The organism is Gilliamella sp. wkB171 (assembly GCF_001693755.1).
Classification (GTDB): domain Bacteria; phylum Pseudomonadota; class Gammaproteobacteria; order Enterobacterales; family Orbaceae; genus Gilliamella; species Gilliamella apicola_F.
In genome coordinates, this window is record NZ_LYST01000038.1 from 17,330 (window position 1) to 43,403 (window position 26,074).

Sequence of the window (26,074 nt, forward strand, 5' to 3'; positions counted from 1 at the left end):
GACTTTTTTATAAATTAACTTCGTCATCGTTTGCAAAAATAGCATTTTCTTCAAAACTAAGTTTATTGAAAAAAGCATGGTGCTTTAAACGAATAGTTTGTAGACTATGTTTCATTGTCAGTGTTAAGTTATATACTTTGTATATAAATCAAATATGAATCTTTTAAAATCTTTAGCTGCCGTAAGCTCTATGACAATGGTATCGCGTGTATTAGGATTTGTACGTGATGCTATTATTGCCCGTTTTTTTGGGGCAGGAATGGCAACCGATGCGTTTTTTGTTGCTTTCAAATTGCCTAATTTACTTCGACGTATTTTTGCCGAAGGTGCCTTTTCACAAGCTTTTGTGCCAATTTTAGCTGAATATAAAAACCAACAAGGTGTTGATGCTACTCGTACATTTGTTGCTTTTGTTGCTGGTTTACTAACATTAGTATTAGCTATAGTGACATTAATAGGCATAGTAACTGCACCTTTTGTCATTATGTTAACCGCACCTGGTTTTATGCAAGAGTCTACCGAAAAATTTGAATTGGCCACCAGCTTATTACAAATTACTTTCCCTTATATCTTTTTTATTTCGCTTGCGTCACTTGCTGGTGCAATACTCAATACTTGGAATCGTTTTTCTGTCCCCGCTTTTGTGCCAACTTTACTCAATGTTAGCATGATCATATTTACGCTATTTTTAACGCCTTATTTTAATCCACCGGTGTTAGCATTAGCTATATCAGTAGTCGTTGGGGGCATATTACAATTGCTTTATCAACTTCCTGCTTTAAAAAAAATTGGTATGCTGGTTTTACCGCGTATTAATTTTAAAGATAACGGTGTTTGGCGTGTATTAAAACAAATGGGGCCAGCAATTTTAGGGGTTTCTGTTGGGCAAATTTCATTAATTATTAATACTATTTTCGCCTCATTTTTAATTTCTGGTTCGGTTTCTTGGATGTATTATGCCGACCGCTTAATGGAATTTCCAGCAGGCGTACTTGGCGTTGCTCTTGGTACAATTTTGTTACCTTCATTAGCTAAAAGCTTTTCGAAAGGTCATCATCAACAATATTCAGAATTATTGGATTGGGGATTAAGATTATGCTTTTTACTGGCATTGCCAAGTACAGTGGCGCTTGGGGTTATTTCACGACCTTTGATTTCAACACTTTTTGAATATGGGCAATTCACTTTAAATGATACGTTAATGACGCAACGCGCATTAGTTGCTTATTCCATTGGTTTACTTGGTCTAATTTTGATTAAAGTGTTAGCACCCGCATTCTATTCCAGACAAGACATTAAAACGCCAGTTAAAATAGCCATTATTACGCTTATTTTAACGCAGCTAATGAATTTAGCGTTTATAGGTCCGCTACAACATGCTGGCTTGTCATTATCAATTGGTTTAGCGGCATGTTTTAATGCAGGGTTACTGTTTTGGCAGCTACGTAAAAAACAACTATATCAACCACAACCAGGATGGTATAAATTTTTAACTAAAGTTATTATCGCAGTCATTTTAATGTCTATAGTATTATGGTTTGGCGCACAACTATTACCTGATTGGTCAACGGGTTCAATGCTAATGCGTGTGGCACGATTATTTTTACTAGTCATTGTTGGCGTTTTTGTCTATTTTGCATCACTTATTGCAATGGGTTTTAAATTAAAGCATTTTATTAAACGTATTGACTGATTTATAAAAGTTAATTTACTAAATTATATTAGTAGTTGAACATAAACTATATTATCGGCGAAGTTAGCTTTAAATATTGCCTGAACATTAGCTAAATGCCGTTATACTTTCATCATCATTATTTAGAATTTAGTCTATGATGTTCTAATTTGGGCTAAATTCTTAATCGTATTTATGCCAATTTTCCTTTTGATTGATACTTATTAACTGGGCTGACAGCGTAGATTAAGCCGAGAATTAAATTGGCTTTATCAGGATAGATTTTACGAATTTAGACGTAGCAAATAATCACAACAAATCAGGTATACACAGCATTAAAAATCGATTTTATTTGTTTGCTAAAATAATTATTTGAGCAATAGAGATAATCAAATTTGAAAAATTTGGACGTCAGTGCAACAAAACAGAAGTTATAAATCACTAAACGCCCAACCCAAAAACTAATTAAAAATTTTTTTAGTTATAATCGTAATAACGACAATTTTAAATTACCTTGCTTATAAGAATGAACGATAAGGTAATTCTGGTTCATCAGTAAAGATATCCCTAAATCCACGATAGTGTTGATAATGCATTTTATTTTTATCGATCGGGTAAGTATATTTACCACCAACTTGCCAAAAGAATGGTGTAAATTGATATTCAAGTCGATCTTTTTTCATTTGCCAAAGCACTTCAATTTCTCGCGGATCACTTTGGAAGTTTGACCAAATATCATGATGAAAAGGAATCACAACTTTGGTATTAAGCGATTCTGCTGCACGTAAAATATCAGCAGATGTCATCTTATCGGTAACACCACGAGGGTTTTCGCCGTAAGAGAGTAAGGCAACATCAATTTTATGATCATTGCCATGTTTAGCATAATAGTTAGAGTAGTGTGAATCACCAGAGTGATAAAGTGAGCCCCCCGATGTTTCAAATAGATAGTTAACTGCGCGATCGTTCATACCATCTAAAATGGCTTTATCTGTCGATGAAACACCCTTAGGAAGAGTAACAAGTGAAGTTCTATCAAAAGAATCTAGTATTTTAATGGTGATATCGCCTACAGTGATTGTGTCGCCCACTTTAGCCACAATACAACGATCTTCTGGCACGCCCCAGCTTTTCCATAACTCAACACAAGCTTTAGGTCCAATAAATTTAACTTTAGGTGAACAATTTTGAATGACCGCGGCTGCAACATTAACATCAATATGATCAGCATGATCATGCGTTGCCATAACTGCATCGATTTCTTTAATTGCAAAAGGATCCAACACAAATGGGCTTGTTCTTAAGTTAGGTTGTAATTCTCGTACTCCCCCCATACGCATCATTTGATGTTGCTTATTCATCAATGGATTAGCATGGGTTTTTTTACCCGTACCGCACCAAAAATCGATACAAATATTGGTATTACCTGCTGATTTTAACCAAATTCCTGTACAGGCAAGCCACCACATGGTAAAGGTATTGGGCTTAACTTCAGTCGCTTCGATTTCTTCATTGAGCCAAGTTCCCCATTCAGGGAAGGTATTTAAAATCCAAGAGTCACGGGTAATTTCGTTTACTTTACTCATACTATGTTCCTTATTTAATAGTTAGACTAATATCACTTCAACTCCTTGCTTCTTAATGCATTCAATCACTTCCTTATTCGCTTGTGAGCCTGTAATTAAAATATCAATTTTGTTTACTGGGCAAAAAAGCATGCCAGAGTTTGCTTTGGTATCGATTTTTGAACTGTCAACGACAACCACTAATTTTTCGGCTTTTTCTAATATTTGTTGCTCGGCCACTGCACTTAAAATTTCATTTTTATAAAGGCCGGTGGGTGTTAGTGTTTTACCACTAGTAAACATCCATTTAGCTGCATAAGAATCGGTAATGCTTGCGATTGGATTAAGAATAATGTTTTGAGTTTTGTTATATAAACCGCCCATAATAATGACATTTTCATGATCATGTTCTATTAAGTAACAAGCGAGTGGAAAGTAATTCGTGATGATAGAGACATTTTTACCACATAATTCCCGACCTAATAAAAATGCGGTTGAACCACAATTAATCACGACATTTTCATCGTTACCACATAATTTAGCTGCTCGAATAGCAATTCGCGCTTTTTCGTGATAATGATCAGTATTGTTGTTGGCTATTGGTGCCCAGATAGGTTTTTGCTCCTCTAATCGCATAATGCCATTACGCACTTTTTTAACTCGACCTTCCTGATCTAACTTGGTGATATCTCGTCTAGCTGTTGCCGGTGATATACCGAAGTGATCAATTAATTCTGTCACTTTCACTTCACCTTTTTCATTAACTAAAGCGACGATTTCGTTATGTCGCGTTATTTCATTCATTTATGTTCCTTAATAATTTGATCAGATTTGATTGCTTTGATAATAATTATCATTGCGAAAATTGTCAATTATCTTCATTGATTTAATGGTATAAATCTAAATTTAATATTGATAAGTATAGGTATAAATTTAATTTATTTTAGTTGTTTTTCATCGTAATGTGAAGTTGATCACAGATATTGCTGTTGATTTTTGGGAAAAGTGATCTTAGTCAAAATAATCATAAATAATCATTGTGTGATTCATTGTGATTATGGAATATAGCAATCGTTAATTAAATAAATTTGATTAACAACGTGCAGTGTTAGTTAAGCTCAAAGATTCACTTGATAGTGAACAACCATATAAAGGGCATTAGGATAAAGTTTATCTATAAATTGTAAGCGTAGTATCAACTTTCAATTTAAAAAATGCCCATAATCAATGAGAGGGGCATATGGAAGTAATCTATAACGTATTTTATATTTTTTATAGTCAAGTCATGACCAAAGCACCTTTATTACTAGGGTTAGTAACGATGCTAGGGTACTGCCTATTAGGTAAAGACGTTACCACAATTTTAAAAGGAACCATCAAAACAATTGTCGGCTTTATGTTATTGCAAGTCGGTTCGGGTGTATTGGTTTCAACATTTAAACCGGTTATCGCCAAGTTAGCGGAATATCATGGAATTAAAGGATCGATTATTGATACTTATGCTTCGATGGTTGCTGTTGAAAATGGTATGGGAGAACATTACTCTTGGGTCGGATATGCGGTATTACTGGCGCTGGCTATCAATATCCTTTTGGTTATTTTTCGACGTATTACCGGTATTCGAACCATTATGTTAACCGGTCATATTATGTTCCAACAAGTAGGTCTTATTACCTTATTTTATTTTCTGTTTGGTTACGGAATGTGGGAAACCATCATCTACTCCGCAATTATTACCGCTTTATATTGGGGAATATTTTCCAACATGATGTTTAAGCCAACCGAAGCAGTAACAGGTGGGGCAGGGTTTTCTATTGGCCATCAACAACAATTAGGATCTTGGATTGCGGTTAAATTAGCACCAAAACTCGGTGATAAAAATGATTCTGTTGATAATTTAAAATTACCAAAATGGTTACATATTTTTCACGATAGTATCGCGGCTACAGCTATTGTGATGACTTTCTTTTTTGGCATTATTTTACTGTCATTTGGTTTAGATAACTTACAAACCATGGCTGGTTCAACACATTGGACAATCTATATTTTAGAAACAGGGCTTAAATTCGCAGTAGCAATCCAAGTGATTGTTGGTGGCGTAAGAATGTTTGTTGCTGAATTATCTGAAGCCTTTAAAGGTATCTCTGAAAAACTTATTCCTAATGCAGTATTAGCGATCGATTGTGCGGCAATTTATGCTTTTTCACCTAATGCAATGGTGTTTGGTTTTATTTGGGGTGCATTAGGACAATTTTTAGCAATTGCTTTATTACTGGTATTTAAATCGCCGATTATGATTATTCCAGGTTTTATTCCGATGTTCTTTTCCAATGCCACTATTGGGGTGTTTGCAAATCACTTTGGCGGTTGGAAAGCGGTAATGAAGATTTGTTTTGTCATGGGCATGGTTGAAGTTTTTGGTTCAGCTTGGGTTATTCATATTTTTGCACAAAATGGTACACCAATCGATTCTTGGATGGGCATGGCTGACTGGGCAATTTTATTCCCACCTATTTTACAAGGCCTATCAATTTCTCACTTATTTATCTATCTCATTATTGCTTTGGCTTTAGTGTATATGTTCTTTGCCGCTAAACAATTACGACGCGATGAAGCCAATCAAAAAATACAAGCCGACACGAATGATACCCATCAAGATTTTAATGAGCAAGTCGTTGAAAAAATGGATGAGGTAGCAATTAGCGAAGGACGTCCAATACGTATTCTTGCGGTATGTGGTAGTGGTCAAGGTTCATCGATGATGATGAAAATGAAAATTGCCAATTATCTTGATAAAAAAGGCATTGCTAATGTTATGGATTCGTGTGCGGTGACTGATTACAAATCACGATTACCGAATGTTGACATTATTGTGGCTTCTAAACACTTAATTAATGAAATTGAAGTTAATGAAGGTCAGCATGCTTTGGGGGTACAAAATATGTTAAATCCGCAAACATTTGGTGATGAACTTATTGAACTGATTAACAAAGTGCTTGCTAAATAATTTATTGAATAAAAAGGGAGTACAACATGGCTTTGAAAGAATCATTAATAGAAAACAACTCTATTTTACTCAACGCAAATGCTACAACCTGGCAAGAAGCAGTTAAATTAGGTACTGATATGTTGGTCGCATCTAAAGCAATTCAACCCTCTTATTATGATGCGATTATTCGCTGTGTGAACACAATGGGACCTTACATCATTATTGCCCCTAATTTTGCTATGCCTCATGCTAGGCCAGAAGATGGCGTTAACCGAACTGCTTTTGCATTAGTCACACTAAATAAACCAGTCTATTTTCAAGGGGAAGAAGAACCTGTCGATGTATTAGTGACCTTAGCGGGCAGTACATCTGATGAACATATGCAGGGGTTAATGGAGGTTACTCAAATATTAGAGGATGAAAATAGTCCTACCGGCATCGATCTGGATAAATTACGAGCATGTAACAGTAAAGAAGATGTTTATGCTGTGATTGATAAAGCTCTATTGGGAGGTTAATTTTATGTATCAAGCTTTAAAAGAGAGAGTGTTACAGGCCAATTTAGCATTACCCAAATATCATTTGGTGACCTTTACTTGGGGTAATGTTTCAGAAGTTGATCGAGCAAAGGGGGTCATTGCTATTAAACCTTCTGGGGTTGAATACCACAATATGACCGTTGACGATATTGTGGTGGTGTCATTAACCGGTGAAATAGTGGAAGGTAAGTTAAATCCTTCTAGTGATACAGCAACACATATTGAGCTTTATAAAGCGTTTGAAAATATTGGTGGTATTGTCCATACCCATTCTCGTTATGCCACCGTCTGGGCTCAAGCTGAGTTAGATGTACCAGCGTTAGGGACCACGCATGCTGATTACTTTTATGGTGATGTTCCGTGTACCCGTCGACTTACTGATAGCGAAATTACCTCTGATTACGAAAAAAATACCGGTCTGGTTATTATTGAAGAGTTTAATCGTCGCGGACTCGATCCAATGGCAATGCCTGGTGCAGTGATTTCAGGTCATGCTCCATTTTGTTGGGGTAAGAATGCTTTTGATGCTGTACATAATGCGGTTGTTCTTGAAGAAGTCGCCATGATGGCTATTGCCACTCGTCAACTCAATAAAACAATTAAAATTCAACAAGCGCTGTCAGATAAACACTATTTCCGTAAGCATGGTGCAAATGCTTATTATGGGCAAAAATAGTTCTTATAAGAGGAAAATAAAATGACAAAACCAAAACTACAAATCGCATTAGATCAAACTGAATTGCAACCCGCTTTAGCTGTCGCCAATAATGTTGCTGGATTTGTTGATATTATTGAAGTGGGTACCATTCTGGCTTTTGGTGCTGGGATTAACGGGGTAAAAACCTTACGAGAAAAGCATCCAAATCATATCTTAGTCTGTGATTTAAAAACCACTGATGGAGGGGCAATTTTAGCTAAAATGGCGTTTTCAGCCGGAGCGGATTGGCTGACAGTATCAGCAGCAGCTCATATTGCCACCATTGAAGCGTGTAAAAAAGTGGCTGATGAATTTGGGGGTGAAATTCAAATAGAACTTTACGGTCATTGGACTTTCGATGATGCTAAAGCATGGCGTAAATTAGGTATTAAACAAGCTATCTATCATCGTTCTCGTGATGCCGAATTAGCCGGAGTTGGTTGGGGTGAAGAGGATTTGGTTAAAATGCGTCAACTTTCTGATTTAGGTTTAGAACTTTCCATAACTGGCGGTATTGTTCCTGAAGATATTCATCTGTTTGCTGGAATAAAAACTAAAGCTTTTATTGCTGGTCGTGCGTTAGCCAATGAAAATGGACAGCAAACAGCCCAAGCGTTGAGGGAGCAAATTGCTAAATATTGGTAATTTTACATTGCAGTCGAGTAATCGACTGTTTTTGTTTTATCCTCATGTTATTGGATCATAAATTATGACTGAACAAATAATAAATTTTGTTAAACACGCGCCAGGTATTGGTATTTATGAAAAAGCGTTGCCTAATCAACTTTCATGGCAACAAAAAATGGCTGAAGCAAAGTCTTTAGGTTTTGATTTTATTGAACTGTCTATTGATGAATCTCAAGAGCGTCAAGCAAGGCTTGATTGGTGTGATGATGACATTTATGCCTTACGACATTTATGTGAAAAAAATGGTATTTTTTTTCATTCAATATGCCTAAGCGCACATCGTAAATACCCATTTGGTTCAGCGGATCCAAAAATCTGCGAACAAGCCAAAATGATTATGCTAAAAGCAATTTCGTTTGCTTATAAGTTAGGTGTAAGAGTGATTCAATTAGCTGGTTATGATGTGTATTATGAACCTGCTGACTTACAGACCCATCAACGATTTATTGCGGGTATGCAATGGTGTGCGAAACAAGCAGAAAAAGCAGGCGTGATGTTAGCTGTAGAAATTATGGATACTAATTATCTTAACTCGTTAAGTAAATTTGAAATCCTAAAGGCACAAATTAACTCACCTTATTTTATGGCTTATCCTGATGTGGGTAATATATCGGGATGGAACTTTGATATTAGTACTGAGCTTTTACTCAGTCGCAATCATATTGTTCAAATACACTTAAAAGATACTTATAAAGTTAAACCCAATTATGCAGGGCAATTTAGGGACTTAGTTATTGGTGATGGTGAAGTTGATTTTGTTGCAGTATTTAATACATTGAAATTAATGAATTATTGTGCACCACTAGTTATCGAAATGTGGGCTAATGATGATCATTGGAAAGATAACATCATCCTAGCTCAGCAACGATTAAAGGCTATTGCTCAGCAGGCTAATTTCCCGCTTTTTTCTTCACTTGATTAAAATCAAAAGTTGATTGATATTTTATGTTTAACTCATCACCTTTTTGGTGATGAGGTATTTTTTAAAATCTAACTTATTGAAAAATTAAAACTATATTGAATTATAGTTTAGTCACTTTTCTCATTTTATTTTTGTGATTCACCTTGTGATGAATGATATTCTAGTTGGTAATAGCGCCACCTTGTGGTATTTTGTGCAAATATTTTGGTGATTTTGCAAATTTGATATCATTACTTGTTTAACGTGCAAATTAATCTGTTAAATTAACTTGCCATCTATTTGTTATCATTGAAATTTTTATAAAAAATAGAGAATTAACAGGTTTTAGATAGACTAATGTACAAATTATCCTTTTTTAAGTTGCCCTTTATTTTTATAACACTATTTCTTATTTCGAGTGCTTTTATTTTCAACATTAGATTTGGTATAACCTTTCTTGCTACTTTTCATGACTATAAAAATTTATGGTCTTCACTGTATAAACTTACCCCTTATCAATTGCTACGTTCAATTCCCGAATGTCTGTTGTTGTTTGGCGTATCTGCAATTGCATTTTATCGAATTAACGTTCATTTGGTGACCTTAAAAAATATTGTTCTCATTATACTAAATGTGCTGATTGTTTGTACTATTGGCTATTTATTAAGTGTCATAGCCGATTTAATGTTTGATGAGATATTAATCAATTATATCGATGTTGATTCATGGTTATTTATTTTAGTGCTAAGTATTATCCCTGATGGTCTATTTTATTTGTGTGCAGGTTTACTGACTTATTATTGTATTAGGGCATTAAATAATCAGTTTGAAAAGAGTACATTAGTTTTTGAACTTAATACGCTTAATAGCTGTAAAATTCATTTTATTTTATTTTTAGCCTTTTTCTTTTTTATTTTAATTGGTTTTCCGTCTTTTATTTTAGATATTTTGATCCAACAAGATCACTATCTTATTTCGATTAGCCGCCATATTGCCTTCCCTTTTATCTGTTATGTGTTGATTTTCTGTGTTGTTATAGTTGTTTGCAAAAACACGTTTACTCAAGTATTTATGGTATTACAGATTGATAGAATTGTGAAAAGTGTGGTTTATTCAAATCTGTTTATTTTTGTGTTTAATTTTACTCTTTTTAGCATTGCTGAAAGGTTATTTGACTTGACGGTTAGCCAAACCACTTTACATGATTACACTGCGTTAGTATTGAAAATAGCACTGCCAATTATCTCATTTATTATATCTTGTTTGATTGTGCGTAAAGTTACCCAGTACTATTTTTATCGAAACACTGGGTATAGTTTAACTTTATGATAGTGTTGTTTGTTGTAGCTTAAGTGAATCGGCAATGTGCTGCTGTGTTTTTAATGTTCGAATATTTTGTAATACTTGTGCCGCTTGAAAATAGTGCGATTTTAAGTAAGCTAGCCATTGTTTGATGCGCGCTGAATGATAAAGCGGTTTAACCTCTTCGATAGTTGTTGTAGCGTAATTAATTAAAATCTCTAAAATTTGTTGCCACTGTAACTCTGCATCATTAAAACGAATCATATTGGCTAAGTTTGGGAGAGTTAAAATACCACGTCCAAGCATAATGTCTTGGCTCTGACTTTGGATAAGACAATTTTGCGCATCTTTAACGGAAAAAATCTCGCCGTTAGCAATAACAGGAATATTTAATTTTTGTTTGATTTTTCCTATTGTTTGCCAATCAATTTTATCAGCTTGATAACCGTCAGTTTTTGTTCTTCCATGAATGACAATTTCGTTTGCTCCAGCTTGTTCGATTGCTTTCGCGATATCTAAACAGTAAGATTTATCCGACCATCCTAAACGGATTTTGGCTGATAATTTTGCTGTTGCGCCAATGGCGAGTCTTGTCTGTTTAACAATATTAAATATTTGTTCTGGGTATTGTAATAAGTAAGCACCGCCGTGACTACCAACGACAGTTTTAGCAGGACAACCAAAATTGATATCGATTCCATACGAACCCAAATCAATAGCTTTAACTGCGTTTTCTGCCATCCATTCGGGTGATTGACCAAGAATTTGTACTCGCACAGGCGTACCCGAAGCTGTTTTTCCATCATGGTAAAGTTCAGGGCATAGACGGTAAAATGTTCGGTTAGATAATTTATGATGAGTAACTCTGACAAATTCTGTCACACAATAATCAAATTGATTAATTTGAGTTAAGATCTTTCTTACATTATAATCTAACACGCCTTCCATCGGTGCTAAGATGATACGATTTAATTTCATTGTCGTGCCTGCTTATTTTGTTTATTACCACAGATTGAGCAGTTAGGTTGTTTTGTCAGCTTAACTTGATTAAATTGCATACTCATTGCATCAACCATTAGTAGTCGACCCGATAACGGTGTGCCATAATGAGTCAGCACTTTTATTGCTTCTAATGCTTGCATTGAGCCAAACATTCCCACTAGAGGGGCCATTACCCCAGCTTCAACGCAAGTCAATTGATCGTCGCCAAATAAACGACTCAGGCAGTGGTAACAAGGCTCATCATGCTGATAAGTAAATACAGTTAATAAACCTTCCATCCGAATGGCTGCACCAGAGACTAGTGGTGTTTTAGTTTGAAAACAGCAACGGTTAATTTGTTCTCGAGTAGTTAGATTATCGCTACAATCAATCACAATTTGATGATGTTTGATAAGTGAAAGTAAGCAACTATCATCCAGTTTTTGGTTCACTGTATTAATGATGGTATCTGCATTGAGTTTACTTAGCGTGTGTTTTGCGACTTCAACTTTATATTGATTGATTGTTTTTTCTGTATATAAAATTTGTCGGTTTAAATTCGATTTTGTCACGGTATCAAAATCAACTAAAGTTAATTTTCCAACTCCAGCCGCTGTGAGGTAAAGCGAAGCTGCACAGCCAAGTCCACCTAAACCAATAATTAGTACCGCACTATTTTTTAACACTTGCTGTTTTTCAATATCAAAACCATGCAAAGTTATTTGCCTATCGTAACGAAATAATTCTTGATCAGTTAGCGCTTGCATAATAGATAATTGTTCATCGTAAATTGCTATATTATAGCAGACACTTGACGCCTTACGGCGCCAAGCTGTTAAGATTATTTGTCAAAACCAGACAAAAAGGTGAGATATTCTTCTTTGGTCATGAGTGGTTTGTAATTTGATATTAGCGTTTGTGCTGATTTTGCGTCATCAAAAAGTAAATCGATAATTGTACACGCCATCATTTGTGCAGGGCGAATATAAGCCATTTCTTCATCAAATACGACATAATCTTTTCCATGCAACACGCCTCTCACAGATCCGATCCATGGATGACTTACTGGCATAATGTGCGACAAATCACCTGTATCAGTACTACCTGTCATATGGGGTGCAACTGAGACATTTTCTTCACCAATTAATTTTTCAGCGTTATACTTCAAAAGTTCATTTAACGTAGCATTATTATGTAAAGGAAGATAACCTGGTAAATCTTTGATTTCACAACTTGCCCCAACAGCCATCGCCCCCGCTTGTAAGGCTTGATTAATCCGTTCATTGGCTTTAATCATTGCAGGAACGTTACCTGCACGCACATAACTTTCCATTCTTACATCACTGGGTACGACGTTAACCAAATCGCCTCCTTGAGTAATAATTGGATGGAATCGGATATAATCTTTTTCTTGAAATGTGTCACGAATTGCATTAACACCCATCAATCCCATCATTGCTGCATTTAATGCGTTAACGCCTGCATGTGGGGCTGCTGCTGCGTGAGCTGCTTCACCTTTATATTTGATTAGTTTTCCAATAAAACCATTACTGGTTGTTGATATTTCAATAAAACCATCTTTACGTTCATTTGGTACACTAGTTAAGTGGATTTGCAGCGCCATATCGACATCATCAAATTCACCTCGGGAGATGAGTTCGGGCTTACCACCAATGTATTTAATTTTACCTTCTTCAATAAGCCGATTTCGATAAGTGATTTCCACATATTCTTCAGCTGGTACTGCAAAAGGAACCACATCACCAGCTAAGTATTGCATGGCGCCAGAATCGATTAGCCCCATCGTGACAGCCATCATATTCGCAATTTGTGCATTATGTCCACAGCAATGAACAGCACCAGAGGTTTCATCAGCAGCAGGATGATCTGCACAAATTATGGCATCAAGTTCACCAATAACCGCGACGCTATATTTACTGCCTTTTCCGCCTTTTAAACGGCCTTTAACACCGGTTAACGCTAATTTATTTTTATAGGGCACGCCCAATTTTTCAAAAGCTTGTTCTACTTTTTTTGCGGTTTTGTGTTCTTTGTAACCAAGTTCGGGTTCAGCCCAAATAGCTTCAGCAATGGCTTTTATATCTGCTTTTCGATTTGCAATAGCAAGGCAAACCTGTTGTTTAAGTTCTTCTTTAGTCATAAATTAATTCCTATTCCAGTTAAATAACACCTTCCCAATGTAACGTAATCTGTGCAATGATTGCGGCAAAAATAAACGTACCTGAAAACACCGCTAGCGAAACAGGGATAATTCGCCAAGAGATACTTTTAAACAATGCTAAATCTTTGCCAATAGCAAGCCCTGCGTAGGCAAGTACCGGTGTACAAACGGCAAGTAACGAAACATTGTCCGTAATGGAAACAACTTGTTCATGGAAAGGAAATATAGGGGATGAGGCAATGGCTGCAACTACCGACACCCATAAAATTACTGGAAATTTATTGAGTAAAGGTACTTTGCCAACAAAGTATCCAACAATTGATATAACTACCAAAATAGCTAATGCTTGTAACGATAACATAAAATCAACTTTGTAGCCGACAGTGTTACCCGCTGCCATAATAATAGCTACTAAGATGAGTAAAAATAGTGTTTCTAAACTTTTCATTACAACAATCCTTCCTTAATTACGACGAAAACGAGCAAAAGTGTTATATAAAAAAGAAGCAAAAGGTAATGAAAATAAAGTATAAATGTAGATACCCACTATACTGGACATTAAATTTGCTGTTGTTGCATAGGCTTTAATTTCACTTGCCAGATCTGGATAGAGATCGCTAATTGGTGCTAATGACGCAGCCATCATACTTCCGCTACCAACACCCGCGCCCATAGCTAAAGCATAGGGGTGAAGAATATCTAACTTAGCCATAACACTTGCTAATATGCTCATCCAAATCGCACCATAAAGTGTCCCACAAACGTACATAGCCATCACACCACGTCCTTCGGCTGAATCTAAACCGTATTTATCTGCAACAATAGCAATATTGGGTTCACGAGCAACTGAATAAGTGGCGCCAACCGCTTCACGTTTCATACCTAACATCATTGCTAAAGGTAATCCTAATAAAATGGTACCGGCAAAGTGACCTAGCTCTTGAAAAATGAGTGCCAGTTTTGCATCTTTTAAAATCATATCGATTTTAGGACCAACGGCAACGCCCAATTTGGCAACAAGTAGCATTAATGTGACAATCATAACGGCACTTGCATGATTCATATTTTTTATGTTTAATATTTTGAGTTTAGGAAGGCTTATGATTCCGCCAATAATCATAGCATATAGCATGGGGTATAAAGTAATAATCCAAATAGATTGTTTACCAATAAACTCACAGATCAGAACGACTATTAGTGCTAACAAATGCACTCTATAGTCTTTAATAATTTCCATCCTTATAAACCTCTAATAATAGTTTTTATCAATAATCACTATCCATGATATATAGAATCATAGTCAGTATTTGCACTGCATATTTAATATACATAACCTTGATTATTACCGTCAATAAACAACTGTTGTTAATTTGTTAATCATAATCAAGATTGTCTTTTTGATGAGCTGATTGAAACAATTGAATAATAAATATCAATAAATGCCTTTATAAGCCCTTTATTTGATTTATAATACAGACAATTTTTATAGCTTGAAATTTTAACAGGATATTTTATGCGTTCGATTTATTGTGGTCAGTTAAACTCATCTCATATTAATCAAGAAGTTACCTTGTGTGGTTGGGTTAATAAACGCCGAGATTTAGGTGGTATGATTTTTATTGATATGCGTGATCGCGAAGGAATTGTACAGGTCTTTTTTGATCCTGATTATTTGCAGGCGTATCAGTTAGCGGGTGAACTACGCAATGAGTTTTGTATTCAAATTAAAGGTAAAGTAAGGGCTAGACCAGAAGGCCAAATCAATAAAGATATGGCAACTGGTGAAGTTGAAGTTTTAGCAACTGAACTTGTTATTTTTAATCGAAGTGATGTTTTACCATTAGATTTTAATCAAAACAATAGTGAAGAGCAGCGTTTAAAATATCGATACATCGATCTTCGTCGTCAGGAGATGACGGCAATTTTCAAAACACGCGCTAAAGTGACTGCCTTTGTACGTTCGTTTATGAATGAACATGGTTTTTTAGACATCGAAACCCCTATGTTGACTAAAGCCACACCAGAAGGTGCGCGTGATTATTTAGTGCCTAGCCGAATCCATAACGGTGAATTTTATGCTTTACCTCAATCTCCACAACTATTTAAACAACTCTTAATGATGTCAGGATTTGACCGATATTATCAAATTGTTAAATGCTTTCGAGATGAAGATTTACGTGCAGATCGTCAACCTGAATTTACCCAAATTGATGTTGAAACTTCATTTATGACAGCAGAGCAAGTGCGTGAGATCATGGAGCAAATGATTCGTGAACTATGGTTGCATGTTAAAAATGTTGATTTAGGTAAGTTCCCTGTTATGACCTTTGCAGAAGCCATGCGACGTTTTGGTAGTGATAAGCCTGATTTACGTAATCCGCTTGAAATTATTGATGTGGATGATTTAGTTAAAGATATCGATTTCAAAGTATTTTCAACGCCTGCTAATGATCCAAAAGGGCGTGTTGCATTACTTTGTGTGCCTAATGGGGCGCAATTAACCCGAAAACAGCTTGATGACTATACGCAATTTATTTCGGTTTATGGTGCCAAAGGTATGGCTTGGATCAAAGTTAATGAACGTAGCAAAGGACTAGATGGTGTCCAAAGCCCTGTTGCAAAATTCTTTAATCAGACACAAATGGAAGCATTACTTAATCGAGCTAATGCTAAAGATGGCGATATATTATTATTTGGTGCTGATAGCTACAAAGTTGTTAGTGATGCGCTAGGTGCATTACGCTTAAAAGTTGGTAAGGATTTAGCCTTAACAGATGAAAATAGATGGGCCGTTCTTTGGGTTGTGGATTTTCCAATGTTTGAAGAAACAGATGAAGGGCTTAGTGCCATGCACCATCCATTCACCTCACCAAAAGATTTTACACCTCAGCAGCTAATGGAAAGTCCTGAGACAGCAGTTGCTAATGCCTATGATATGGTCATTAATGGTTATGAAGTAGGGGGCGGTTCAGTGCGTATTCATCGCAGTGAAATGCAACAAGCGGTATTTTCAATTTTAGGTATTAATGAACATGATCAACGTGAAAAATTTGGCTTTTTACTCGATGCCTTAAAATATGGAACCCCACCTCATGCAGGACTGGCATTCGGATTAGATCGCTTAACTATGCTATTAACAGGCACGGATAATATTCGAGATGTGATTGCATTTCCGAAAACCACAGCCGCTACCTGTTTATTGACTGATGCACCGAGCCCGGCAAATCCAGCAGCATTAGTAGAACTAGGAATCGAAGTTTGCAAAAAATAGCGAAATGTTAAATGCAAACATTTAAAAAGCCTGAATCGGTGTTAGTTGTTATTTACTGCCAAAGCACTTTGCGTTGTTTGATGATGCAACGCAAAGATGATCCTAATTTTTGGCAGTCAGTAACAGGCAGTTTAGAGAATAGCGAATTGCCAGTTGAAACGGCAATTCGTGAAGTGTTTGAAGAAACAGGTATTGATATTGTTGGTAGTAATTTGTCGTTAGTCGATGCTAAACATGTGGTTGAATTTGAAATCTTTCCACAGTTTAGACATCGATATGCACCACAGGTTAAGATAAATAAAGAACATTGGTTTTATCTGCCTTTGACTACCGAGGTAAAACCTATGTTGAGTGAACATTTAGCCTATCAATGGATGTCAATTCAAGATGCGGCTAATTTGACCTTATCGCCTAATAATCGAGAGGCGATCAAGAAAATTGTAAATTATTAAAATTCAGTTAAGAGGTCGGGTATGAAATTAAATCGTTACATTATGTCAATTTGTTTATCTTTTTTTACCCTAAATAGTTATGCTGAAATAAACATACCAAAGTGTCAAATTAACCAAAATCAATACATGATTTTTGATGAATATGATACTCAAATTGCAGAAAAAATAATTGATTATAAATTACATGATCAACCTGAAAAACGAGCGAGTAGTATTATTAAAATATTTGCTAATGATAATAGTGAAAATCGAAATTACTGGTTAGCTTCTTTTCAATTTGATGATAACACTACGCAATATTTATTCTTTCAAGTTAAACCAGAAAAGTTTATTGAAGTTGATCAAAAACAATTTCAAACCTTATTACCTAAAATTATTGAATGCAATCAGAATAAACAAACGCCCATTTATAGTGAAAATTTTGATGAAGATTAATCCAAGACATAAGTCAAACATCATTTAATAAACAAAACCCCTTTGGATTGGGTATCAAAGTAACAGGGAGTAATAGTGAATGAATTTTTCTAATTTTCGTGATTTTTTAACTTATCTTGAGCAACAAGGTGAATTAAAAAGAATTACTTATCCTGTTAGTCCTTATCTTGAAATGACCGAAATTGCCGATAGAGTTTTACGTGCACAAGGTCCCGCATTATTATTTGAAAACCCTATTGGTTATACGATGCCTGTATTATGTAATTTATTTGGTACAACAAAACGGGTTGCAATGGCAATGGGGCAAGACGATCCCTCGGCATTACGTGAAATCGGGCAGCTTTTAGCTTTTTTACGTGAACCTGAACCGCCAAAAGGTATTCGACAATTTTTCAATGTTTTACCGAAATACAAGCAGATATTGAATATGCCGGTCAAGCGCCGATCATCGGCCGCTTGTCAAGAAGTGGTATTAAAAGATGAACAAGTTGATTTAACACAATTGCCTATTATGCATTGCTGGCCAGGGGATGTTGCTCCATTACTTTCTTGGGGATTAACTATTACTAAAGGTCCTTATAAAGAAAGGCAAAATGTTGGTATTTACCGATTGCAATTATTAGCCAAAAATAAATTAGTGATGCGCTGGTTGTCGCATCGAGGTGGTGCACTTGATTTTGCCGAATGGCAACAAGCTCATCCTCACGAAAAATTTCCTGTGGCGGTGGCTATTGGCGCAGACCCTGCAACAATTTTAGCCGCAGTTACACCAGTACCCGATACTTTACCAGAATACGCATTTGCAGGGTTATTAAGGCAAGGTCGAACCGAGGTAGTTAAAGCATTATCTAATGATTTAGAATTGCCAGCCACAGCAGAAATTATTTTGGAAGGTTATATTGATCCAAATGAAGTGGTACCAGAAGGGCCTTATGGTGATCATACCGGTTATTATAACGAAGTTGAAAATTTTGCTGTTTTTACTGTTACCCATTTAACTCATCGCAAAGATGCCATCTATCACTCAACTTATACTGGACGACCACCCGATGAACCGGCTGTGATGGGATTAGCGTTGAATGAAGTTTTTATTCCCATTTTACAAAAGCAGTTTCCCGAGATTGTAGACTTTTATTTACCGCCAGAGGGATGCTCATATCGAATAGCTGTTGTGACTATCAAAAAGCAGTATCCTGGTCATGCTAAACGTATCATGATGGGGGTTTGGTCCTACTTACGACAGTTTATGTATACCAAGTTTGTCATTGTTTGTGATGATGATATTAATGCACGTGATTGGAAAGATGTTATGTGGGCGATTTCAACACGTATGGATCCTCATCGAGACACCACGTTCATTGATAATACTCCGATTGATTATTTAGATTTTGCTTCTCCGGTTTCGGGCTTAGGATCTAAAATGGGATTGGATGCCACAAATAAATGGCCAGGAGAAACTAACCGAGAATGGGGCAAAATAATTAAAAAAGATCCTAAGGTCGTTGCTTATATTGATGAAATTTGGGATAAACTTGGCGTGTAGCCAGTTAATAATAATGCTTGATAAACAATATCTTTTACATAAATTTACTTAAAATAAACAAAAACTATCACCTTTTTATGCATTTATGTATAATTATTCCCCATGTTATGGCAATTAAATAATTATGAAAAAATTTCGAATTTTATTGGCGCTTATGTTTTGTTTTTCTTATGGCGCCTTGGCAAGTGAAACTAAAACTCAGACAGATACTGAACTGAAGGTTGCAGATCCTGGTTCATTAATCCCTTCTTTACGGGTTTCAGCTGAAAAAGGTGATGCACAAGCTCAATTTTCATTAGGAACTATTTATAAACAAGGTTTAGGTGTTGAAGTTAGTGATATTCGAGCCTTTTTTTGGTATAAAAAAGCAGCGGATCAAGGGTTAGCTAAAGCGCAAAATAATCTGGCTTATATGTATCAAAATGGTTTGGGTACCACAGCTGATCTTGTGCAGGCATTTCAATATTATAAACGCGCAGCAGACCAAAATTATGCCTTAGCTAAATATAATTTGGCGTTAATGTATAAAAATGGTGAAGGGACAACTAAAAATACCTTAAGTGCAATTGATTATTTTACTCAAGCTGGTGAGCAAGGCGTTTTAGATGCTTACCTTAATTTAGGTATCATGTATTTTTTTGGCGATGGTGTTAAAGAAGATAAAATGGTTGCAGCAGATTGGTTTAGTAAGGCCGCTAAAGGCAACAATCCTGAAGCTCAATACTATTTAGGTTTGATGTCAGAACATGGTGATGGTTTGACTAAAGATTATGTCGCTGCTACTTATTTTTATACTCAAGCCGCAGAACGAGGGCATGTACTGGCGATGTATAACTTGGGTATTATGTATGCAACAGGAACTGGCACAAAATCTGATAATTCTAAAGCTGCATACTGGTTTACTAAAGCGGCTGAAGCAGGTAATGCTGATGCACAATACAATATTGGCGTGATGTATGAAGTTGGTGGCGGCGTGCCAAAAGATGCCAAGAAGGCTGTAGAATGGTACATTAAAGCCGCAGAACAAGGTAGTGTTGATGCGCAATATAATTTAGGTATAAAGTACCTTGAAGGCGAAGGTATTGAAAAAAATACCAATCGGGCGATCTATTGGTTTACTAAAGCAAGCGAGCAAGGTGACAAAGATGCTAAAGCTTATTTAGATCAGTTATTATCAGGAAAATAAAAAGAGCAAATTGCTCTTTTTATTTTTTGATGGTCCGTTACCCTGAATTACGCATACCAGCAGCAATTCCGGATATAGTAATCATCAATCCTTGTTCAACCGTTGTATTTTCTTCTTCACTGCGATTACGCGAACGTCTCAATAATTCAGCTTGTAATAAGTTTAACGGTTCGATATAAGTATTACGTAATGCAACCGATTCAGCAATCCAAGGCAAGTCAGCCATTAAGCTAATATCATCGGTGATAGTTAGTACGGTGTTAATGTCTTGAGTTAATAAATTTCTTAATTCTTCACCTAACGGCCATAAAATCGGATCGACAAGTCTTTGCTCGTAATATTCATGAATATTTGGCGCAGCTTTAGCATATACCATTTCGAGCATACCTAAACGAGCGTTAAAGAATGGCCAATTATGATACATGTCTTTAAGTAAATCTTTTTTCCCTTCTTCAATGACTTGTTTAAGTGCACTACCGGCACCTAACCAAGAAGGCACCATCAAACGGTTTTGTGTCCAAGCAAAAATCCACGGAATGGCTCGTAAACTTTCAATACCGCCACCTGTTCGTCGTTTTTGTGGACGAGAACCAAGTGGCAATCGTCCAAGCTCTGCTTCTGGCGTTACCGCTCTAAAATAATCGACAAATTCGGCACGTTCACGCACATAACTTCGATAGCAACGACATGATATATCAGACATTTCATCCATAATATCACGCCATGCTTGTTTAGGCTCTGGAGGGGGTAATAAGTTAGCTTGTAAAATGGCTGATGCGTATAGCATCAAACTGCTCAAAGCTACTTCTGGTAAACCCAGTTTAAAACGGATCATTTCACCTTGTTCTGTCACTCGAAGCCCACCTTTTAACGATCCTGGTGGTTGTGAAAGTAATGCCGCATGTGCGGGTGCGCCGCCCCGACCGATAGATCCACCTCTCCCATGAAAGAGCACTAGATTGATATTATATTTTTCAAATAAGTGAACCAACTCTTCTTGTGAACGATATTGTGCCCATGACGCGGCAAGTGTACCTGCATCTTTAGCAGAGTCAGAATAACCAATCATGACCATCTGTTTACCTTGAATCTTTTCACGATACCAAGGAATATCCAGAAGTTTTTGCATGACAGATTTGGCATTATTTAAATCATCTAAGGTTTCAAATAATGGAGCAACAGGGATATTTTTTTGGCAGTCGACCATTTTTAATAGTAGGTAAACCGCTAAAATATCTGAAGGCGCTTTGGCCATTGATATAACATAAGATGCAATCGATTCTTGTCCAGCCTTTTTGATAACACGGCAAGTATCTAGAACTTCTTGTACCATTTCTGGTGGTTGCCAGCGGTAAGGCAATAAAGGACGATTTGATTGTAATTCTGCTAATAAAAATGCTTGTTTTTCATCTTCAGACCACTGGGCATAACTGCCTAGGTTGAGCTCTTTAGTTAATGCATCTAGTGCTTCAGTATGGACAGAGCTATCTTGACGAATATCTAACCTGACTAATTGCAAACCAAAGCTTTTTATACGTCGTAACGTATCAAGTAGTGGACCATGTGCTATTGTTGACATGCCATTTTCAATTAATGATTCATAGCAGGTATAAAGTGGCGTCCATAGTTGTTCATTTTTAATTAAAATATCTGTAGGGGGGATGACTTGTTCATTATTTAGTAATGAAACAATATAACTATGGGTTTTCATCAGGCGAGCTCGTAACTGTTTCATCACTGCTCGATAAGGTTCAGAGGCAGATTTATTATTTTCATCTAACAAGTTGATAACCGCTTGGCTACATTCACTCATCGATAATTCACGAACCAGTATTTGAATGTCAGCTAAAAATAACTCAATTGCTTTTAACCTAGCTTGTAACATGACCTTTTCCGTCACTTTAGCTGTTACATTTGGGTTGCCATCACGGTCGCCCCCCATCCATGAGGTAAACTTAATTGGAACATGATCAACCGATAATTGTTCGTTAAATGCATCAACTAATTGATCATTAAATTCACGTAAAAACAGTGGCACCCCTTCCCATAAACTATCTTCAATGACTGAAAATCCCCATTTTGCTTCATCAAGCGGCGTAGGACGTTTTTTACGGATTTCATCGGTGTACCATGCTTGGCAGACAAGTTGTTTAAGACGGCGCATGATCCGTTCTATTTCGTAATCAGCTAAATCATTATGATCTAGTTGAGATAGACAATTATTAATAGCAGTATAGGTATTAATCATTGTTCTGCGATTAATTTCGGTTGGATGAGCTGTTAATACCAGTTCAATCGAAAGATCATTAATAGCTTGTGTTATGGTTTGATTTGAAAAATTGAGTTTTTTTAATGTACTAAATAATTCCGTCATTTTTTTGGGGCTACTCGATGCTTCACCATGAGGAGAAATACCATAATATTCGGCGGCAGTATTAACCAAATTTAAGAATTGATTAAATGCTCGAGCAACATGTAACAAGTCCTCATCATTCAAATTTTCAATCAATTTGAGTAATTCATTATGGGCTTGTTTATTACCTTGCTGTGCTGATTTTGATAATTGCCTTATTTCTTCTACTAAATCAAATGTTTTATTACCAGTGGCGCGTTTGATTGCATCACCGAGTAAAGTCCCTAGCATATTGACGTTGCTTCTCATTGAGGAATATTCACTGTTCATTCTGTTCTCATTTTCTTTATTATGGCTAACTAAACTTTAAACTGTAAAACGGTTATTACAGTTTAGAGGCTAAGATATAAGTCATTGCTAATTTGTTTAAGATATATACTTTATAACAATACCATATTGAATTTAAATAATAAAATTTTATATTCTTTATTATTTTAATTGTTTTAATTATATTCTCATCATTATCTAAAAAGATAAAAAAATTAATTAAGAGTATTTTTTAGTCAGATTATGTTTTTAAATGCTTGTTTTCTGTTAACAGATTGTCTGTAAACTGTATCTTAATAGGATTTGGGTATATACTAACGCAATGATTAATGTATATTGGATTGTTATTTGATGCTTATTGTTTTCTATATTGCGTCGATTATTACTGTTATTGCCAGTATAAAAGTGATTAGTTGCTTACGTGTTGATAAAGCCGTTTTATACCTTATTATTGCGCTTTTTGCTTCAGCTTTAATATTTATTTTACTCGATACGTATTTTTCTGCTGTTTTATACATTATTTTATTTATTGGTGGCACAGTGATGTTATTTTTATCTGTTGCAACTATTCTACGAATTCGTGTCGACAATGTTGAGAATAAAAAACGAGGTATCAGTCCTAAAATTTGGCTAGGTCCATTAGTTTTAGCTTTTATTTTATTAGTTGTACTGATTTACGGTGTAGTGAGTACTGACTACTCACAAATTAAAGAGGCTCATGAATTGATGCATGAAATGTCAGTATATGCTTACATTTTGATGTCGGAATTGGCTGGTTTTTTGTTGTTAGGTGCAGTTGTTATTGCCTATCATTTTATGCATCGACTATTGTCGGAGAAATAATATGATTCCTTTAATGCATTGTCTTATTCTCGCTTCTGTATTATTTGTAATTGGCTTATTAGGCGTAATGATTCGACGTAATTTTTATTTTTTACTGCTAAGCCTTATGATTATGAATAATGGCGCTATCGTCGCAGTGGTTGCTGCAAGTAGTTATTGGCAACAGGCAGAAGGTCAAGTACTGGCTATTTTAGCTGTCATTACTGTATTAGCTCAAGCTTGTGTTGGGCTTGCGTTACTGATGAAATTAATTTATCGCCGTAAAATAATTAATATTGACTCATTGAGTGAAATGAAAGGATGAACTTACTTTATTTAACTATTATTGTTCCCCTAGTCTCTTTTTTATTGTTGGTCTGTCTAGGGAGACATATTCGATCAATTAATGTCATCATTATTGGCTTTAGCACCATGCTAATTGTTGCTCTTATTACGCTATTTTCATGTATTGATTTTAGTAAAAATACTGTACCTGATATGACGTTAGTCTATAGCCGACCACTTTGGAATTGGTTTTCAGTCGGCGATTTTGTTGTTCCTTTATCTTTAACATTAGATGGTTTATCCCTTACTTTTTTGGTGCTAATTGCTTTTTTTGGTCTATTAATTTATTTTTTCGCCGCCTGTTATTTAACTTCCAAAAAAGATATCTATAATTTTTATGCGTATAGCAATTTATTAATTGCTAGTATGTTAACTATTGTACTTGTTGATAATCTCTTGGTTATGTTAATTGGTTGGGAGGGTGTGAGTTTAAGTACATACTTACTTATTGGTATCTATTATAAACAGCTGCGTAATGGCTATGCTGCTGTTAAAGCATTTGTCATTATGCATTTAACCGATATTTTTCTTATTATTGGTATATTTTTACTGTATCAAACTTTAGATACGTTAAATATACGTGATATTTTGACACAGGCTCACGATAATTTAGCTGTCGATTCAGATGTTATTTTTTGGATAACATTAATGTTATTTTTAGGGGCAATAAGTAAGTCAGCACTATTTCCTATGCACTCATGGTTTGTTGAAACAACATTAGCACCTATGCCGGCGGTGGCTTTGCTGCAATCATCTACCGTTATTTTAGCAGGGGTATATTTGGTTCTACGTTTAAGTAATTTGTTTATGATGTCGAGTGATACATTAGCCATTATGACAATTATTTCTTCGTTAACCGTATTATTTGCTAGTTCAATTGCTTTAGTTCAAAGTGACATTAAACGTATAATCACTTTTACTAACCTTGCTCAGCTTAGTTACTTATTTTATGCGTTTTCCACACAAAGTTGGAATTTGTCACTCAATTGTTTAATTAATTATGCGGTAACCAGCTCTTTACTCATTTTTGCCTCTGCGATTTTAATTAAAAAATGCCATGGTGAGCGAGATATCAATAAACTTGGTGGATTAGTCAAATCATTCCCAATGTTGTATGCCATATTTTTGCTTATTATGTTGTCTTTAAGTGCTATGCCTTGGATCTCTGCCTCTTTTTATATCAAAGGTGATATTATTTGGGGGCTAATGGCTAAAGATCATCTAATGGCTGGTACTATTGGTTTATTAGGTATTTTGTTATCAAGTTTAAGTATTTGGCGACTAATTTTTACCGCATTTTATCATAAACCAAAGATTTTTGAGTTTAATAAAACAATGTGGATAAGTTATTGCCCAGCCTTTATCCTATTGATTTTTACAACAGCAATTTTTATCTATTTCCCGCTTCCTGTTCAGGGGCTTATTCCTATTGCTGAACTTGATACTAATGGTCAGTTATCATTTCAATTGTTACTTGCTGCTGTAACATTATTGAGTTTTCTTATTGCCTATATTTTGTACGCGCATCCGAATAGTGAAGTGCAAGAAATACTCAATACACCAATGATTAAATTCTTTGCACGATTATGTAATGGCGATTGGCGCTTTGATTATGTTGTCAGTTACCTATTTGTTAAACCTTATCTATTTTTAGCTAACCTGCTTAAACAAGATCCTTTAGCGTTATGGGATAATTGGATAATGTTAGGGATAAAGAAAATTAACTCATATATTGTCAGCTTAGAAAATGGGCATATAAGGTGGTATATGGTTTCAATTGTCATGGGAAGCATTATTATATTAATGTTACTCGTTTTTATTTAAT

23 protein-coding genes are annotated in these 26,074 nt (G+C 35.6%); 15 read left to right on the forward strand and 8 right to left on the reverse strand.

The annotated features are described in order from the left end of the window. Positions 1-154 precede the first annotated feature (154 nt). The gene (gene murJ, locus A9G03_RS04795) at positions 155-1,693 is read left to right on the forward strand and encodes a murein biosynthesis integral membrane protein MurJ (protein ID WP_065634264.1); all 1,539 of its coding nucleotides are present in this window, start codon (positions 155-157) and stop codon (positions 1,691-1,693) included. 497 nt (positions 1,694-2,190) lie between these two features. Here the strand turns inward: murJ and ulaG are convergent, their stop codons facing one another. Both ulaG and ulaR read right to left on the reverse strand, forming a co-directional pair. After that, positions 2,191-3,258, reverse strand: coding sequence for an L-ascorbate 6-phosphate lactonase (gene ulaG / locus A9G03_RS04800; protein WP_065798561.1), 1,068 nt, complete (start codon positions 3,256-3,258; stop codon positions 2,191-2,193). A 21-nt stretch (positions 3,259-3,279) separates the two neighbouring features. Further along, entirely contained in the window at positions 3,280-4,041 is a 762-nt protein-coding gene (gene ulaR, locus A9G03_RS04805) for an HTH-type transcriptional regulator UlaR (RefSeq protein WP_065634262.1), read from the reverse strand. Positions 4,042-4,522: 481 nt separating this feature from the next. Here ulaR and A9G03_RS04810 point away from each other — a divergent pair, with 481 nt between their 5' ends. The 6 genes from A9G03_RS04810 to A9G03_RS04835 all read left to right on the forward strand — a co-directional run bounded on the left by A9G03_RS04810 (position 4,523) and on the right by A9G03_RS04835 (position 10,379). Then, positions 4,523-6,244 (forward strand): PTS ascorbate-specific subunit IIBC, encoded by a 1,722-nt coding sequence (locus A9G03_RS04810; RefSeq protein ID WP_442903106.1) that lies wholly within the window; start codon positions 4,523-4,525, stop codon positions 6,242-6,244. 26 nt (positions 6,245-6,270) lie between these two features. Continuing rightward, positions 6,271-6,744 (forward strand): PTS sugar transporter subunit IIA, encoded by a 474-nt coding sequence (locus tag A9G03_RS04815; protein WP_065634260.1) that lies wholly within the window; start codon positions 6,271-6,273, stop codon positions 6,742-6,744. 4 nt (positions 6,745-6,748) lie between these two features. Then, positions 6,749-7,441 carry an L-ribulose-5-phosphate 4-epimerase gene (locus A9G03_RS04820; protein ID WP_065634259.1) on the forward strand — a complete coding sequence of 231 codons (693 nt, stop codon included), beginning with the start codon at positions 6,749-6,751 and terminating at the stop codon, positions 7,439-7,441. 21 nt (positions 7,442-7,462) lie between these two features. Further along, entirely contained in the window at positions 7,463-8,107 is a 645-nt protein-coding gene (locus tag A9G03_RS04825) for a 3-keto-L-gulonate-6-phosphate decarboxylase UlaD (protein ID WP_065634258.1), read from the forward strand. A gap of 64 nt (positions 8,108-8,171) precedes the next feature. Next, complete coding sequence (locus tag A9G03_RS04830) at positions 8,172-9,071, forward strand: L-ribulose-5-phosphate 3-epimerase (RefSeq protein ID WP_065798562.1); 900 nt, start codon at positions 8,172-8,174, stop codon at positions 9,069-9,071. Positions 9,072-9,407: 336 nt separating this feature from the next. Beyond that, entirely contained in the window at positions 9,408-10,379 is a 972-nt protein-coding gene (locus tag A9G03_RS04835; protein WP_143425822.1) for a hypothetical protein, read from the forward strand. On the opposite strand, the gene dusC is transcribed toward A9G03_RS04835, so the two are convergent. The 5 genes from dusC to A9G03_RS04860 all read right to left on the reverse strand — a co-directional run bounded on the left by dusC (position 10,374) and on the right by A9G03_RS04860 (position 14,752). Further along, positions 10,374-11,330 (reverse strand): tRNA dihydrouridine(16) synthase DusC, encoded by a 957-nt coding sequence (gene dusC / locus A9G03_RS04840; RefSeq protein WP_065798564.1) that lies wholly within the window; start codon positions 11,328-11,330, stop codon positions 10,374-10,376. The two genes, A9G03_RS04835 and dusC, sit on opposite strands and share 6 nt — an antisense overlap. After that, entirely contained in the window at positions 11,327-12,100 is a 774-nt protein-coding gene (locus tag A9G03_RS04845) for a molybdopterin-synthase adenylyltransferase MoeB (protein WP_065798565.1), read from the reverse strand. Before A9G03_RS04845 ends, dusC begins: the two co-directional genes overlap by 4 nt. Before the next feature lie 74 nt (positions 12,101-12,174). Next, on the reverse strand, positions 12,175-13,494 hold the full coding sequence (locus A9G03_RS04850; RefSeq protein WP_065798566.1) for an amidohydrolase: 1,320 nt from the start codon (positions 13,492-13,494) through the stop codon (positions 12,175-12,177). 19 nt (positions 13,495-13,513) lie between these two features. Then, entirely contained in the window at positions 13,514-13,963 is a 450-nt protein-coding gene (locus A9G03_RS04855; protein ID WP_065634252.1) for a hypothetical protein, read from the reverse strand. A gap of 15 nt (positions 13,964-13,978) precedes the next feature. After that, a complete protein-coding gene (locus A9G03_RS04860; protein WP_065634251.1) occupies positions 13,979-14,752 on the reverse strand; it encodes a DUF3100 domain-containing protein in 774 nt (257 codons plus the stop codon). A gap of 276 nt (positions 14,753-15,028) precedes the next feature. Between A9G03_RS04860 and aspS the strand changes: the two genes are divergently transcribed. From aspS to A9G03_RS04885, 5 genes are all read left to right on the forward strand, one after another. Next, positions 15,029-16,786, forward strand: coding sequence for an aspartate--tRNA ligase (aspS, locus tag A9G03_RS04865; protein WP_065798567.1), 1,758 nt, complete (start codon positions 15,029-15,031; stop codon positions 16,784-16,786). A gap of 11 nt (positions 16,787-16,797) precedes the next feature. Continuing rightward, on the forward strand, positions 16,798-17,238 hold the full coding sequence (nudB, locus tag A9G03_RS04870) for a dihydroneopterin triphosphate diphosphatase (protein ID WP_065798568.1): 441 nt from the start codon (positions 16,798-16,800) through the stop codon (positions 17,236-17,238). A gap of 21 nt (positions 17,239-17,259) precedes the next feature. Beyond that, on the forward strand, positions 17,260-17,673 hold the full coding sequence (locus A9G03_RS04875) for a hypothetical protein (RefSeq protein WP_065634248.1): 414 nt from the start codon (positions 17,260-17,262) through the stop codon (positions 17,671-17,673). A 79-nt stretch (positions 17,674-17,752) separates the two neighbouring features. Then, entirely contained in the window at positions 17,753-19,216 is a 1,464-nt protein-coding gene (ubiD, locus tag A9G03_RS04880) for a 4-hydroxy-3-polyprenylbenzoate decarboxylase (protein WP_065634247.1), read from the forward strand. 124 nt (positions 19,217-19,340) lie between these two features. Beyond that, positions 19,341-20,402 (forward strand): SEL1-like repeat protein, encoded by a 1,062-nt coding sequence (locus A9G03_RS04885; protein ID WP_065634246.1) that lies wholly within the window; start codon positions 19,341-19,343, stop codon positions 20,400-20,402. A gap of 37 nt (positions 20,403-20,439) precedes the next feature. Here the strand turns inward: A9G03_RS04885 and ppc are convergent, their stop codons facing one another. After that, positions 20,440-23,085, reverse strand: coding sequence for a phosphoenolpyruvate carboxylase (gene ppc / locus A9G03_RS04890; protein WP_065798569.1), 2,646 nt, complete (start codon positions 23,083-23,085; stop codon positions 20,440-20,442). A gap of 348 nt (positions 23,086-23,433) precedes the next feature. Between ppc and A9G03_RS04895 the strand changes: the two genes are divergently transcribed. Genes A9G03_RS04895 through A9G03_RS04905 form a run of 3 tightly spaced genes read left to right on the forward strand, consistent with a single transcriptional unit; the run spans position 23,434 to position 26,073 of the window. Further along, entirely contained in the window at positions 23,434-23,925 is a 492-nt protein-coding gene (locus tag A9G03_RS04895) for an NADH-quinone oxidoreductase subunit J (protein ID WP_065798570.1), read from the forward strand. Position 23,926: 1 nt separating this feature from the next. After that, the gene (gene nuoK, locus A9G03_RS04900; RefSeq protein WP_065634243.1) at positions 23,927-24,229 is read left to right on the forward strand and encodes an NADH-quinone oxidoreductase subunit NuoK; all 303 of its coding nucleotides are present in this window, start codon (positions 23,927-23,929) and stop codon (positions 24,227-24,229) included. Next, complete coding sequence (locus tag A9G03_RS04905; RefSeq protein ID WP_065634242.1) at positions 24,226-26,073, forward strand: NADH-quinone oxidoreductase subunit 5 family protein; 1,848 nt, start codon at positions 24,226-24,228, stop codon at positions 26,071-26,073. Before nuoK ends, A9G03_RS04905 begins: the two co-directional genes overlap by 4 nt. Position 26,074: the final 1 nt, after the last annotated feature.

Excerpts from the sequence above, each read along its gene's own strand:
- murJ (WP_065634264.1), top strand. The coding sequence starts at position 155 with ATGAATCTTTTAAAATCTTTAGCTGCCGTAAGCTCTATGACAATGGTA.
- ulaG (WP_065798561.1), bottom strand. The coding sequence starts at position 3,258 with ATGAGTAAAGTAAACGAAATTACCCGTGACTCTTGGATTTTAAATACC.
- ulaR (WP_065634262.1), bottom strand. The coding sequence starts at position 4,041 with ATGAATGAAATAACGCGACATAACGAAATCGTCGCTTTAGTTAATGAA.
- A9G03_RS04810 (WP_442903106.1), top strand. The coding sequence starts at position 4,523 with ATGACCAAAGCACCTTTATTACTAGGGTTAGTAACGATGCTAGGGTAC.
- A9G03_RS04815 (WP_065634260.1), top strand. The coding sequence starts at position 6,271 with ATGGCTTTGAAAGAATCATTAATAGAAAACAACTCTATTTTACTCAAC.
- A9G03_RS04820 (WP_065634259.1), top strand. The coding sequence starts at position 6,749 with ATGTATCAAGCTTTAAAAGAGAGAGTGTTACAGGCCAATTTAGCATTA.
- A9G03_RS04825 (WP_065634258.1), top strand. The coding sequence starts at position 7,463 with ATGACAAAACCAAAACTACAAATCGCATTAGATCAAACTGAATTGCAA.
- A9G03_RS04830 (WP_065798562.1), top strand. The coding sequence starts at position 8,172 with ATGACTGAACAAATAATAAATTTTGTTAAACACGCGCCAGGTATTGGT.
- A9G03_RS04835 (WP_143425822.1), top strand. The coding sequence starts at position 9,408 with ATGTACAAATTATCCTTTTTTAAGTTGCCCTTTATTTTTATAACACTA.
- dusC (WP_065798564.1), bottom strand. The coding sequence starts at position 11,330 with ATGAAATTAAATCGTATCATCTTAGCACCGATGGAAGGCGTGTTAGAT.
- A9G03_RS04845 (WP_065798565.1), bottom strand. The coding sequence starts at position 12,100 with ATGCAAGCGCTAACTGATCAAGAATTATTTCGTTACGATAGGCAAATA.
- A9G03_RS04850 (WP_065798566.1), bottom strand. The coding sequence starts at position 13,494 with ATGACTAAAGAAGAACTTAAACAACAGGTTTGCCTTGCTATTGCAAAT.
- A9G03_RS04855 (WP_065634252.1), bottom strand. The coding sequence starts at position 13,963 with ATGAAAAGTTTAGAAACACTATTTTTACTCATCTTAGTAGCTATTATT.
- A9G03_RS04860 (WP_065634251.1), bottom strand. The coding sequence starts at position 14,752 with ATGGAAATTATTAAAGACTATAGAGTGCATTTGTTAGCACTAATAGTC.
- aspS (WP_065798567.1), top strand. The coding sequence starts at position 15,029 with ATGCGTTCGATTTATTGTGGTCAGTTAAACTCATCTCATATTAATCAA.
- nudB (WP_065798568.1), top strand. The coding sequence starts at position 16,798 with ATGCAAACATTTAAAAAGCCTGAATCGGTGTTAGTTGTTATTTACTGC.
- A9G03_RS04875 (WP_065634248.1), top strand. The coding sequence starts at position 17,260 with ATGAAATTAAATCGTTACATTATGTCAATTTGTTTATCTTTTTTTACC.
- ubiD (WP_065634247.1), top strand. The coding sequence starts at position 17,753 with ATGAATTTTTCTAATTTTCGTGATTTTTTAACTTATCTTGAGCAACAA.
- A9G03_RS04885 (WP_065634246.1), top strand. The coding sequence starts at position 19,341 with ATGAAAAAATTTCGAATTTTATTGGCGCTTATGTTTTGTTTTTCTTAT.
- ppc (WP_065798569.1), bottom strand. The coding sequence starts at position 23,085 with ATGAACAGTGAATATTCCTCAATGAGAAGCAACGTCAATATGCTAGGG.
- A9G03_RS04895 (WP_065798570.1), top strand. The coding sequence starts at position 23,434 with ATGCTTATTGTTTTCTATATTGCGTCGATTATTACTGTTATTGCCAGT.
- nuoK (WP_065634243.1), top strand. The coding sequence starts at position 23,927 with ATGATTCCTTTAATGCATTGTCTTATTCTCGCTTCTGTATTATTTGTA.
- A9G03_RS04905 (WP_065634242.1), top strand. The coding sequence starts at position 24,226 with ATGAACTTACTTTATTTAACTATTATTGTTCCCCTAGTCTCTTTTTTA.